The sequence below is a fragment of the Streptomyces sp. NPDC002088 genome (assembly GCF_040296605.1).
Classification (GTDB): domain Bacteria; phylum Actinomycetota; class Actinomycetes; order Streptomycetales; family Streptomycetaceae; genus Streptomyces.
Map to the genome: position 1 here is coordinate 141,547 of NZ_JBEOXO010000024.1, position 12,225 is coordinate 153,771.

Consider the following 12,225-nt stretch of genomic DNA (forward strand, 5'->3'; position numbering starts at 1 on the left):
GGGATCAGCACCCGACAACAACCCGAAAAGATCAGTAACTCCCCATCCCTCACACCAACGCGGGGGCGAGGTGCCGGGGGAGGCCTCGGTGATGTCGCGTCTCGCCGCTTCCCTCAGGCTGCCACCACAGGGAGCTATCCGCTCGTCCACCCGTTCGGCAGCACGCCGCGCCTGCGGGCCGGGGCACCCCTAGCATGCTGACTGTGCGACCCATTCTCCCGAAGATCGAGGGCGGCCGGGTACAGGGCCTCCTGCAGCTCATCGAGGACGGCATCCACCTCGTCGTCGCGGCGCTCCTCGTACTGCTCGCGGGGCTCCTGACCGTCGGGGTCGTCCACGACGTCGTCAGGTCGATCCAGGGTCCGTACCGCGAGGAGACGGTCGTTCTCTCCGCCCTGGACAACGGCCTTGTCCTGTTCATCGTGGCCGAGCTGCTCCACACCGTCCGCCTGACCATCAGGAACCAGACCCTGGACGCGGAGCCGTTCCTCGTCGTCGGCCTGATTGCCGGCATCCGCAAGGTGCTCATCGTGACGGCCGAGGCGGAGAAGTCCTTCCGGTGGAACGTCGAGGGGATCGAACTGCTCATCCTGGCGGGGCTGATCCTCGTGATGGCGACAGCGGCGTACGTGTGGCGGCGCTCGACGCGGCCGGGAGACTACTTCCCGCTCCAGGAGGCGCGGCGCTCCCCGTCGCCGGAGCCGTCACCCACCCCGGTGCGCGGGTCCTGATCCGTCACCTTCCGCCGCCACGGCCGCCCGCACCCGCTGCTCCTCGCGAGCGGAGCCGACGTCCCGTTCCAGGGGTGTGCGGCTCACGGCCGTCGCGAGGTCCTCCAAGGCTTGCTTCTGCAGTTCCGCCCCGCGCCGCACCACCGGGCTCCGGTCCCCGGCGGCGGCGCCCTCCCACGCATGGAGCGCCTCCTCCACGCGCCCCCAGTCCGGATTCCTGTGCTCGCGCACGTCGACTGCCGCCTGCGCGGTGTCCGCCTCCAGGGCCTCGGCGAACCGCTCCGCCTCGGGGACGACACGGCTGTCGGCCCGCGGGACGTGGCTCTCCATGAGCATCGCCGCCCGGCCGAACCCCTTGAGCGCCTCCTGCGCCTCCTCCGCCTCGCGCGACGTCAGACCCCTGGGGCGGACCGGTTCCTGCCTTGCCCGGTCGTATGCCTCCTGCCAGGCGGCACGTGCCTCCCTGCTCGCCAGCAGTGCCCTGCGCATGTCGGCGTGATGCTCCTGGGTCGGTTCGGCGTAGCTGCGGAGCACCGCGGCCGCGTAGCGGCCGTCGGCGGCGAGCCAGTCCGCAAGCCGGCCCGGCAGCCGGGGTGTCTCCCATGCGGGGAACACCACGTACGCCAGCATTGCCAGGGCCCCGCCGAGCAGGGTGAGCACCACCCGCTCCGGGACCGTCTGCTCCCATGCCTGGCCGCCCATGCCGAGCAGGAAGACGACGTACGCGGCAGTGAAGCACTGGGAGTAGGCGTAGCCGGTACGGTTCAGCGTGTACGACAGGCCCGCCGAGGCCACCGCCAGCGCGCCGAACACATGGGCGTCCGGGCCCAGGGCCCGCACCATCCCGGTGGCGAGCGCGACCCCCGCCAGGGTCCCGGCGAGACGGGCCACCGCGCGCGCGTACGTCCGGTGGAAGTCCGGCCGCATCACCATCACCGAGGTGATGGGCGCCCAGTAGCCGTGGCCCAGGGGTAGCCGGGCGGCGATCAGGTAGCCGAGCGTGGCCACCGCCGCCAGGCGGACGGCGTGCCGGAACACGGGCGAGTCCCGGCGGAGCTCACGGCGGACCGCCCGGACGACGACCGGGACCAGCCGGAACATTGTCGGGCGCACCAGGAACTGGGCGCTCGTCGAGCCGGGCGGCGTGGGCGTCCTCCCGGAGACGCTGCCGCTCCCGGCGATCTCCAACGCCTCGCCGAGCAGTTCCACGAGCCGCTCGGCGGCCTGCCTCGCGGGGCCCTCCAGCACCTCGTGGTCCTCGTCGACGCGTAGGACGTCCGTGCTCCTGGGCGGCACCTCGGCGGGGGTGCCGCGGCGGATCGAACGGGCGGCCGCATCCAGGACGTCGGCGGCCGCGTCGAGCAACTCCCGCGCGCGGTCCCGCCCGGGTCCCTCTGCCGGGGCGCCGACGTCCGGGTCGGCGAGTGCGGCGACGACCGGCCGAATGCGCTCGGCGAGTCCCCGGGGGCCGTGGAGGACGGGGACGGGTGCGGGCCTGTGATGGCGTCACGGCTGCCGCGTCCCGGGCTGTCATCAACGGTTCCGGGTCGAACGGGGCGGTCGGGTCGTGCCGCAGCCGGCGGGCGTAGTCCGCCACGGCGGCCAGAGCGTCGGCGAGCGCGTCACGATGCGCCCCCCAACGCCGGATCGGGAACAGCAGGATCAGCACGGCCTGCGCCACGCCTCCGAGCGCGATGACCCCGGCGTGCTCCAGGGCTCGCCCGACGCTCGTGGGCAGGGTGATGGTCACCAGCATGCTGCCGACGGTCGTCGCTGCGACGATCCCAGCGGTCGATCCGACGGCCCAGGCCATTCCCGCGGCAAAGGCCCATACGGCCAGCAGTGGGAGGAACGTCACGAGTCGCCCCGCCGCCAGGTAGCCCACGAAGGTGCTGAGCGCCAGGCCCGCGCCCGCGCCGAGCGCGATCACCTTGCGTGGACGCCAGGTGCGCTGGAAGGTGGCCCCACCCGCGGAGTAGGCGCCGAGGGCGGCGGACGCGGCATACGCAGGGGAGACCAGCCACAGCGCCGGCCCGATGACGATCGCCACCCCAGCGGCCGTGCGCAGCGCGAGCAGGGGCTCCAGCCGCGTCTCCTCGATCGTGAGCCCGGATCGCACGACCTCCCCGAAGGCCCGCAGCCACGTCACGGGTGTGAGCCTAGCCGGAACGTTCTGCCGGGTCGCGTCGGCCGCGCGCCCCCGGGCCGACCTACACCCACAAACCGGCACCCTCGCGTACAGGGCAATCGATGACCGCACCCCCAGCGTCGCCTGTTCACCCCCAGCGGCCGCGGCTCGACGTCGTCCTCGTGGCCGATCCGGGATGGCCGACGGAGGTCGCGAAGCGGCCGAGGAAGGGTGACGGACCTGTCCTACCGGGACAACACCCGCCCCGTCATCGCCATGATCGGCCCGCCGGAGCACATCGCGCTGCTGTCGCTGCCCATGCTCAGCCTGATGCGCGCCGCCCACCGGCTGAGGGGAGCGGCCCTCGGCGTGATCGGAGCGCTGATCCCGGAGTCCGGCAACGCCCTGCCACCCGGGTGGATCCAGTACACCAGCGAGGCACCGCACGTCCGCGGGCGGTTGCGGCTGCTAAGCAGGCTGGTCCGCGTCAACCGGCCCTGGCTGCTGTTCACCGGCCTCTTGCGAGCGCTCCCTGGCGTGTTCGCCACCGCGGCGTTCGGCTTCATGAGCAGTGACATCTGGAGGCTCACCCTTTACGTGGGGCCGCTCCGCGACGCGGTGTTCACCCTGCTGTCGATCCGCACGCCCGTCCGACTACCCGGGCAGTCGGACACCTGGGCCTGGCAGGGCAACACAGGGAGGCTAATCGGGCCCGACATGCGCATGCGTTCCCGCGTCCCGTCGGCCAGGCTGAATGGGAAGCCCAGGGGCCGGGAGCCACCCCGGCGCCCGCAGCCGGAGGTTGCCGTCATGACCGTGATGTCCATCGCCAGGTTCGAAAGGTTCTTCCGCGCGGCCGCTGGGCTGGACATCGACAAGAACGATCTCAAGCGCTACAGCGACTTCGTCGACGCCAAGCTCTACGATCTGCTGACCGTCGCCCAGGCCACTGCCAAGGCCAACGGGCAAAGTGGAACTCAAGCCGATCCTGGAACAGCTCGCCACCCACCCCGCTCTGGACCGCACGCCCGACGAGGAGACCGAGGCGGCCTATCCGGACATCATCGGCGGACTCAGCCTGGCCCTTGCCCAGAGCTTCAAGATCCTCCACCCCGACCTGAAGAACCCCCAGACCCAGCACTGGGACGAGGCCCGAGCCGTCTTCGACCTCCTGCTGTGAGTGGCGACCGGACCAGGCGGTGCAGGCCACGGCCACACAGCGTCAGCGCGCTCTGCTTCCTCGGCTGCCGCAACGATCCTGCTGGCCGCCGCAGGGCCTCGTCCACGTCCAGGGTGCTGCCAAGAGCGGTCGTGACCTCCGCCAGCAGCGCCAGGCGGTCCAGAGCCTGCGCTGCAGCGCCGCGTCCACGTCGAACTCGTCCTGCGGTGGAGCGCAACGCCCGACGCGCGCTGGGCAAACAGCCCTTGGGGCGGCTGACGCACCTGGTCGGTGAGCCGGCCGGGACCGCGGCGGGCACCCGCTGGCTGCTGGAGCAGACCGCCGTGCGGCTTGCGGGGATCCGCACGATCCCCGACCGGCTGGTGTCGTAAGCCGATCCCGAAGCCCGACCAACCGTAAGGGCAAGCCCCAACACCCCAGGCTGATCGGCCCACATCTCGGGTGTCGGAGGGCTCAGATTGTGGCGGCTCGACCTCGCAGGGATCATCGAAGGCATGGACAGGAACATGTCCGTCGGGTCCGGGGAGCGGCTGCTGGAGGAACTGGTCAGAGCAGCCCAGCTGGCATCACCTGCGGAACTGCCCGTGGTCCTGAACCGGTATGCCGAGGCCATGGGTCTGGGCAGGGCCGTTATCTATCTGGTCGACATCCAGCAAAGACTGCTGGTGCCGCTTGTCGAAAGCGAGCCGGAACTGGAGCTCGACACTTCGCTGGCCGGATGGGCCTACCGCACCGACTCTCTCCGAGTGGAAGAAGGCCCCTCCGGCGGGCTGAACGTATGGCTACCCCTGGCCGACGGGGCGGAGCGGCTGGGCGTCGTGGAGCTGAACATGAGCACCCTGGACGGGCTCAAGATACGGCGTTGTCGAACGACGGCGCTGCTCCTCGCACTGATCATCACATCCAAGCGCACCAACAGCGACACCATCGCGCAGCGCATGCGTACCAGGCCGATGCACCTGCCCACGGAGATGGTGAGGGCTTTTCTCCCTCCCCGGTCGATCGGCACCGGGCGGGTCGTTTCGACGGCGGTTCTGGAGCCTGCGTACGAACTGGGCGGCGATGCTTTCGACCATGCGTTCACCGAGGACGTTCTGCACGCCACAATCCTTGACGGCATGGGGCACGACCTGGCGTCCGGACTTGCCACCTCTGTCGCCATGGCAGGCTGCCGTAACGCCCGGCGCAGCGGGGCAGACCTGCACGAACTCGTGGGCACCGTGGACGAGGCTCTGGCGAAGTGGCTTCCGGAGCAGTTCTGCACGGGTGTCTTCGCCCAGTTGCACATGCCCACCGGTGTGCTGCGCTGGTGCAACTGCGGCCACCCGCCTCCGTTGCTCATCCGTCGCCACCGCCTGCTCCATAAGGCCTTGGAGCGGCCACCTGAGCCTCCTTTGGGTCTGCCCGCCAGTCTCGCCGGGACCGCCCGTCAGGTGCACGACGTCAGCCTCGAACCCGGTGACCGAATACTGCTCTACTCAGACGGCGTCGTGGAGTCACGCGATGATGCAGGCGAAGAGTTCGGCCTGGAGCGCTTCACCGACTACATCATCCGGTCGACCGCAGCGGGGCAGAGCGCCCCGGAAGTGCTACGCCTGCTCATCCATGCCATCCTCGAGCATCGGCACAACAAACTCAGCGACGACGCCACGATCTTGATGTTCGAGTGGCAGCCCACTGATCCGTGACCGCACGAGCCGGAGAGCGCAGCCGTGGCGCCGGTGTGATCTCGTCGCCCGCTGGGTGTCATGCGAGCCAAGCGGACTCCTTCGGACGGGTGTGCGGTGAGCTGTCGGTGCCGCCGTGCGCGGCCGTGTGGCCCAGGTAGCGGTGCACGAAGTGGATGCTCATCGCGCCTTCGCCGACCGCGGAGGCCACACGCTTCACCGAGCCGCTGCGGACGTCGCCGGCGGCGAAGACGCCAGGCAGGCTGGTCTCCAACGTCAGGCAGTCGCGGCCCTGGCTCTGCCACAGTTCGGGAACGGAGCACGCCTGCGCCTCCGCGCCGGTGAGCACGTAGCCGCGTGCGTCGAGGGCGAGCGCGCCGGACAGCCAATCGGTGTGAGGGTCTGCGCCGGTGAAGACGAACAGGGCCCGCACCGCGAGGTGGCGATGCTCGCCCGTACGGTGGTCGACCACGGTGACCGCCTCCAGCGCCTTGTCGCCGAATGCCTCGGTCATCTCGGTGTGCAGCAGCACGCGCACCCGCGGGTGGCGCTCGATCTGATCGATCAGGTAGCGGGACATGTGCGCCTCGAGGCTCGGCCCACGGACGAGCAGATACACCTGCGGTGCGTACCCGGCCAGGAAGAGCACGGCCTGGCCCGCGGAGTTGCCGCCGCCGACCACCGCCACCGGGTCGGTACGGCACTGCTGGGCCTCGTAGACGGTCGCCGAGTAGTGGACGCTCGCGCCCTCCAACGGTTCGATGCCGGGCGCATGGAGGCGGCGGTAGCGGGCGCCGGTGGCCAGGACGACGGTACGGGCGGTGATCTCGCTGCCGTCGGCGAACCTGACGGCGTAGTGGCCGTCCCGCGGTTCGAGCCGGGCCGCCTCCGCCGGGACGCTGATCCGGGCGCCGAACTTGCCCGCCTGGAGCACCCCGCGCTCGGTGAGTTCGGCGCCGGAGATGCCGGAGGGGAAGCCGAAGCAGTTGTCGATGCGGGAGGACGTCCCGGCCTGGCCGCCGGTGGCCATCGCCTCGACCACGGTCGTGCCGAGGCCCTCCGAGGCGGCGTTCACCGCGGCGGCGAGACCGGCCGGACCGGAGCCGACGATCAGGAGATCGCCGCGGCCGTTGCCCGACGGCAGGGGCGGCAGGCCGATGAACCGGGCCAGTTCGGCGTTGCTCGGATTGCGCAGCAAGGTCGTGTCCCGCCAGATCACCAGCGGCGTCTGCTCCGGACCGACCGCGAAGCGGCGCAGCAGCGCTTCGGCCTCCTCGTCCGTCTCCAGATCGATCCAGCGGTGCGGCAGCCGGTTGCGGGCGGCGAACTCGCGCAGCCGCCGGGTGTCGGGCGAGTAGCGCGAGCCGATGATGCGGAAACCGGCGCCCTGCCCGACGAGCAGGGCACGGCGGCCCAGGCAGGCGCGCAGCACCACATCACCAAGGGTGGAGTCCCGAGTCACCAGGTCACGCAGCTGCTCCATGGACAGGGTGAGGATCTCGCCGGGGTCCCTGACCACGGCGGTGTAGAAGGCCACCTGTCCGTTCAGGAGGCCGAGTTCGCCGATGAAGCGGCCAGGGCCGTGCACACGCAGCAGGCGTTCGCCGGGTGTGCCGTAGCCCTCGGCGATGGCGACCGAGCCACTGAGGACGACGTAGAACGTCTCGCACCGCTCTCCCTCCCGGATCAGCACGTCACCGGCGTCAACCGGGCGCCTCCGGCCATGGTGCGCCAGGCGGGCCATCTGGTCGTCCGGCAGGCGGGGATAGGCGCCGTAGATGTCGGGCGTCTCGAAGGGGACGCTCTCCTCCGCCTCGTCCGGCACAGGCGCTGCGCCCGGCCGCGTCTCGTCGCCGGGCATCACACGAACGCCTCGTGGACGAAGCACCACCGCCAGTCCTCGCCGGGCTCCAGCGACGCCACGATCGGATGGCCGTCGTCGGCGGCGTGACGGCGGGCGTGCCGGTTCGGCGAGGAATCGCAGCAGCCGACGTGGCCGCAGGTCAGGCAGAGCCTGAGGTGGACCCAGGGGGAACGCGTGGCCAGGCATTCCTCGCACCCCGGGGCGCGCGGGGTGACGGGGCGTACGAGGGCGAGGTGGGGGTCGGTCCGTACGGTCATGGCCGATCACCCTTTCCCGGCCGCTTCGCGGCCCGCGATCGACTGCTCCACCCACCGCCGCAGGGCAGGGGCAGGTGCGGCACCCGCCTGCCGGGCGATGGTCTGTCCTTTGTCGAGGACCAGCAGCGTCGGTACCGCCTGGACCTCGAACCGCCGCGCCAGGCGCGGGTTCTTGTCGATGTCGACCTTGACCAGCTTGATCGTTCCCGCGAGATCGGCGGCGACCTTCTCCAGCGCGGGGCTCACCATGCGGCAGGGACCGCACCAGGTGGCCCACAGGTCGACCACGACGGGGACGTCGGCCCGCTCGGCGACCTCGGTGAAGTCGTCGTCGCCCGCGTCCACCATCCACGGTAGGGGCTGCTTGCAGTGGCCGCACTTGGGGCGGCCCTCCGCGGCCACGGGCACCCGGTTGGTGCGCCCGCAGTTCGGACAACTGACGGTCGTCGCCTGCATCGTGCTCATGCCGCCCGCGCTCCCTTCACGTCCTCGGGCTGGGCGTAGGTGACCACTGGGTCTGTCCAGCCAACGGTGTAACTCGGGTGATGTGAGTTAGCGGCGGCCGACGGAGAGTCGGCCGTCGAAGGCGATGTCGAAGGCCTGGAATGCGGGCTTCCAACGCATGGTCCAGGGTTTGCGTCCCTGGCCCGTGGGGTCGAGGCTCATGACGGCCATGTAGACGCATTTGAGGGCTGCGGCCTCGTTCGGGAAATGCCCGCGGGCCCGGACGGCACTCCCGTGCTGGCGCCGGATCTGCGGGAGCTTGTTCGGGGGCGTCTTTACAACCGGCACCCGAACAGTGAGCCGCTGCCGCCGTACGACGAAATCGCCTGGGCAGGGCTGACCCGTGCGGCCCGAATGATCGCCAAGGAGTCCTGGGCTGCGTACCGGGCGGCCAGAGCAACGGCGGAGTCCAGCGCGGATCCTTACGCGCATGGCTGGACGCGGGAGAACATCTTCTGGTTGATGGTGCACCACGGCCCGGTGACAGCACGGGAGTTGGGGCAACGCGACGGATTCTCGTACGAGGAGATGCGCCACCGGATCGGCCGTGACCGTCAGCGATTCTTCGTGGAAGCTCGTGAAGCGCTCTTCCCCAGCCCCCGCGTCATCATCGCCTACCAGGTGCTGTTCGGCGTGTACAGCGGCATCGTGCCGGACGGCATCGCTGATCTGGGCGTCGACGGACTTGACTGGGCCGGCGACAGCACCGTCCTGGTCCGATACATCAAGGGCCGTACGTCCGAGGAGAGCATCACGCTGCCGAGCAAGGCGGTACGGCTGCTGGAACGGTGGCTCGAGTATGTCGAACTGACGAGGTCACACTGCCCACCGCAGCTGCGCAACGGGCTGTGGCTGTGGCTCGCCTACACCTCGCGTCGCACGGGCGAGGAGGGCCTCGGGCCGTGGCGGTACGGGCGCCCCTACAAGTCCACCACCGTCGACTGGTCCCGGAATTCGGAAGTGATCGACGCCAACGGGGCGCCGGTGACAGTGCACCGTCACCGGATCCGCACGACGTTCGAGTCACACCGGGACCGCTCTTCCTGGATCGGCAGCCGGCGCTCGACGATCGACCCCAACCACACCCCGGGAGTGGAAGGCGACCACTACCTGTCCTCCATGACCGAGGCCCAGCAGAACGCACTGGAAGACATTGCCGAGCAGGCCCAGGGCGATCTGCTCCGCAGGGGTCAACCGCCCATGGTGCTGTCGGACGAGCAGGTCGCCGACCTGGCCCGTCAGTTCCCGCAGCTGGTCAGCGAACTGCAGTTGGACGGGCGTCTCCCCACAAGCCCGGACACGGCGAGGGATCCCGTCGACACTGCCAACCGTGCTCCCTCGCCGTCCGCCCCCTCGTTTCACCGCGATCACACCTCGGAGGTTCCACCGGCTCGGACCCGGACCAGCACCTGGTCGGCCAACTTCTGCGGTGTCAACTCGCCATCCAGGAACACGGTGTCACCGGGCAAGGTGTCGGCAGCGGCCATGCACGGCGAAATCCTTTCCTTGCACCAGCGCCGAACCTTCTCGTCCTGCTCTGGGCTGTCCGGGGTGAAACTGCGGTCGTCGATCCGCTGCTCCAGAACCTCTCGGGAGACCTTAAGGAAGAAGTGGTGGACGTCGATGCCTGCATCCTTCAACGCGCCAAAGATCTCACCGACATAACCAGGATTCACCAAGGTCATCGGGATGAGGACCGGGCGGCGATACTCCTCGATCAGTCCCACCGCCAGGTCAGCGACCTGGCGCCGCCACAGCCGAAGGTCCTGGAAGTCGCCGGTCGGCACCTCCACGATCTCTCGCAGCACATAGCCGACCATCTCCGGGTCGTAGACCAGTGCCTCGGGCCAGCGCGCACGCAACTCGTCTACCAGGGTGCTCTTTCCGCTACCGAACGCACCGTTCACCCAGACGATCAACGCGATCCTCCCCGCCCCGTCGCCGTGCCCGCGACCCGGGCCCGGCATGGCGTACCGACGAAATGGGGCTGTGTGGGTGACGAAACGCAGTCCGTCGTCGGCCGGGCGATTGGGCTGACGCCGATCCCACCGAAGGCGGCTCCCGTGTGCGGGAACTTCTGCGTATCTGCGCGGGATGCACGCCCTGCTGGACTTGCTGGCCCACCATGCCAGCGCATTGCGTCGGTGGCCCTATCGCCCATGTGCATCGACGCGCAGTACCGCTGGCGAGCTTCCTTGACGTCCTCCGGGAAGGCGTCCACCAGGCCGAAGTCGGTGATCGAGTTGTCGAGCTCCTCAATCGCCGTGTGCACTCTGGAGGTTCGCCACGGTCCCAGTCTCGGGCAGTGCGGCCTCACGCCGATGGTCGGCGGCTCCTTACTCTCCCCCGTCGGCTGAATGGAGCTGGAAGTCGACGACGACGCAACCAACCTGTCCGTCATCGGTGCGGCCGATCCAGACGGGGTAGGCCCCGTCGCCCTGGCCGGCACGGAAGGCGATGAGGTTCGGCTCGGGCTCCGTGCTGGGCAGTTCGACGGTGAAATGGCTGTCGAGGGGTATGAACAGGTCCTCGTCCAGCTGGCCTTCGATCACCGTCCGAGTCGCATCCATGAAAGCCGCTGTGCCGGTATCCACGCCAACCCCGTAGAACTGGCCCTCGCCGAGCAGCCCCAGGTCCTCGTCGGGCCGGAGGGCCATTTCCCACTCGCGGGGCGGGATGTCCAGGAACGTCACCCTGGCCGCGGCGACACCGGCCCCGCGTGTCGTGCGCAAAAGCGACAGCGTGACCGGGAACTCGCCCGGTGGCACAGCGACGGTCCGCGGGGTCTCTCCGATCCAGCCGGGGTCCGAGACCGCCAGCTGCCCTGACGTGATCCGCAGCAGGCCGGCGTCAACGGGCTCGACGACGGCCGGCCCATCCGGAGTGTCACACGCGCCCGGACTGAACAGTTGCTCGATTCCGGTGGCGCGCAGCGGTCCCGATCCTTCGTCCACCGACACGTCGCTCAGGGCTACGGTCGTGGCGGGCTCGTGGCCCTGCTGGGCGAGGAACGGCGCGAACACCTGCCAGTCGCCGAATTCCGGTACGGGGCAGAGGAAGCTTTCGACGGGCGCCGGGAACCGCCGCACGGGGACGCTCGACGGGCCGGATGCTCGAGCGTGCAGTGGCTCCGTCGACGCTCCCCTCGGCCCGGCGAACTCGGACCTCACCTCGACCTGCCCGTCGGCCGAGACGGTCGTGGTCTCCTGAACATCCCACTTCCCGGACGAGTGCTCCTGCTCGTTGGAAAACTGCCATCGGGTGTTCCGGTGAGCCAACAACATCCCCGTGCTGTGCGGCTTGAGGTCGATCATCTGCATGCGCCAGGACCTGTCGTCGAACAGATACATACGCCACATCCGGCGCGGCCAGTATTCGACCAGTGCCAGCGGTCGCTCCCGCGCGGACAGCAGAACCGCGTAATCCATCCCGGCAGCATGTCTGCGTGCCGCGACCGCGCGCGACATCGGGTCCGGATGGGTCATTCCCCGATGGGAACCCCACATGTCGCCGTACGACACATCAAGACTGTCGAAGATCACAGCCGCGCATCTCCCCCCGTGGCACCAGCCACCCCCGAGCAGTGGCGCTCGACGGGTGACCCTGCCGCATCGCGCTGCCCTTCCGAAGCTTCGTTGTGCCGCCAGTCTGCCACTGAGGTGTGACACATAGGATTGTGGGAGGCCAGCAACCTGGGGTTACCGACGAAATGGGCCGCCCCAGGTGACGAAACACAGTCGGTTCGGCGGGCCCCATCGGTGATGCGTGCGTTCGCGTCAGCGCCGACGCTCAGGGGCGGGAACGTGGGCACTCCTGCGCGGGAATCCAACCCGGCGGAAGCCACGTTACGGCTGGTCAACGAATTCCGTCGGTTGCCCGGCATGTCGGATCAGC

7 protein-coding genes and 4 pseudogenes are annotated in these 12,225 nt (G+C 69.7%); 4 read left to right on the plus strand and 7 right to left on the minus strand.

Features of this window, described 5'->3' with window-relative positions; genetic code table 11:
- Positions 1 to 194 precede the first annotated feature (194 nt).
- Positions 195 to 731 (plus strand): phosphate-starvation-inducible PsiE family protein, encoded by a 537-nt coding sequence (locus tag ABT114_RS38040; protein WP_351148113.1) that lies wholly within the window; start codon positions 195 to 197, stop codon positions 729 to 731.
- Here the strand turns inward: ABT114_RS38040 and ABT114_RS38045 are convergent.
- Positions 705 to 2,880: pseudogene (locus ABT114_RS38045) on the minus strand (FUSC family protein). The gene ABT114_RS38040 and the pseudogene ABT114_RS38045 sit on opposite strands and share 27 nt — an antisense overlap.
- A gap of 789 nt (positions 2,881 to 3,669) precedes the next feature.
- On the opposite strand from ABT114_RS38045, the pseudogene ABT114_RS38050 reads away from it, so the two are divergent.
- The 3 genes and pseudogenes from ABT114_RS38050 to ABT114_RS38060 all read left to right on the plus strand — a co-directional run bounded on the left by ABT114_RS38050 (position 3,670) and on the right by ABT114_RS38060 (position 5,727).
- Positions 3,670 to 4,039, plus strand: a pseudogene (locus tag ABT114_RS38050) (DUF1931 family protein).
- A 197-nt stretch (positions 4,040 to 4,236) separates the two neighbouring features.
- A pseudogene (locus ABT114_RS38055) lies at positions 4,237 to 4,469 on the plus strand (ISNCY family transposase); the annotation flags it as partial.
- 64 nt (positions 4,470 to 4,533) lie between these two features.
- Entirely contained in the window at positions 4,534 to 5,727 is a 1,194-nt protein-coding gene (locus ABT114_RS38060) for a PP2C family protein-serine/threonine phosphatase (protein ID WP_351148115.1), read from the plus strand.
- A gap of 58 nt (positions 5,728 to 5,785) precedes the next feature.
- Here the strand turns inward: ABT114_RS38060 and ABT114_RS38065 are convergent, their stop codons facing one another.
- The 6 genes and pseudogenes from ABT114_RS38065 to ABT114_RS38090 all read right to left on the minus strand — a co-directional run bounded on the left by ABT114_RS38065 (position 5,786) and on the right by ABT114_RS38090 (position 11,852).
- On the minus strand, positions 5,786 to 7,567 hold the full coding sequence (locus ABT114_RS38065; RefSeq protein WP_351148117.1) for an FAD-dependent oxidoreductase: 1,782 nt from the start codon (positions 7,565 to 7,567) through the stop codon (positions 5,786 to 5,788).
- A complete protein-coding gene (locus ABT114_RS38070; protein WP_351148120.1) occupies positions 7,567 to 7,827 on the minus strand; it encodes a UBP-type zinc finger domain-containing protein in 261 nt (86 codons plus the stop codon). The genes ABT114_RS38065 and ABT114_RS38070 overlap by 1 nt, the downstream gene beginning before the upstream one ends.
- Positions 7,828 to 7,833: 6 nt before the next feature.
- Entirely contained in the window at positions 7,834 to 8,292 is a 459-nt protein-coding gene (gene trxA / locus ABT114_RS38075; protein WP_351148123.1) for a thioredoxin, read from the minus strand.
- An 87-nt stretch (positions 8,293 to 8,379) separates the two neighbouring features.
- Positions 8,380 to 8,556: pseudogene (locus ABT114_RS38080) on the minus strand (IS256 family transposase); the annotation flags it as partial.
- A 1,142-nt stretch (positions 8,557 to 9,698) separates the two neighbouring features.
- Entirely contained in the window at positions 9,699 to 10,250 is a 552-nt protein-coding gene (locus ABT114_RS38085) for a P-loop nucleotide/nucleoside kinase family protein (RefSeq protein WP_351148126.1), read from the minus strand.
- 417 nt (positions 10,251 to 10,667) lie between these two features.
- Positions 10,668 to 11,852 carry a DUF4241 domain-containing protein gene (locus ABT114_RS38090; protein ID WP_351148129.1) on the minus strand — a complete coding sequence of 395 codons (1,185 nt, stop codon included), beginning with the start codon at positions 11,850 to 11,852 and terminating at the stop codon, positions 10,668 to 10,670.
- Positions 11,853 to 12,225: the final 373 nt, after the last annotated feature.

Excerpts from the sequence above, each read along its gene's own strand:
- trxA (WP_351148123.1), bottom strand. The coding sequence starts at position 8,292 with ATGAGCACGATGCAGGCGACGACCGTCAGTTGTCCGAACTGCGGGCGC.
- ABT114_RS38040 (WP_351148113.1), top strand. The coding sequence starts at position 195 with ATGCTGACTGTGCGACCCATTCTCCCGAAGATCGAGGGCGGCCGGGTA.
- ABT114_RS38070 (WP_351148120.1), bottom strand. The coding sequence starts at position 7,827 with ATGACCGTACGGACCGACCCCCACCTCGCCCTCGTACGCCCCGTCACC.
- ABT114_RS38060 (WP_351148115.1), top strand. The coding sequence starts at position 4,534 with ATGGACAGGAACATGTCCGTCGGGTCCGGGGAGCGGCTGCTGGAGGAA.
- ABT114_RS38065 (WP_351148117.1), bottom strand. The coding sequence starts at position 7,567 with ATGCCCGGCGACGAGACGCGGCCGGGCGCAGCGCCTGTGCCGGACGAG.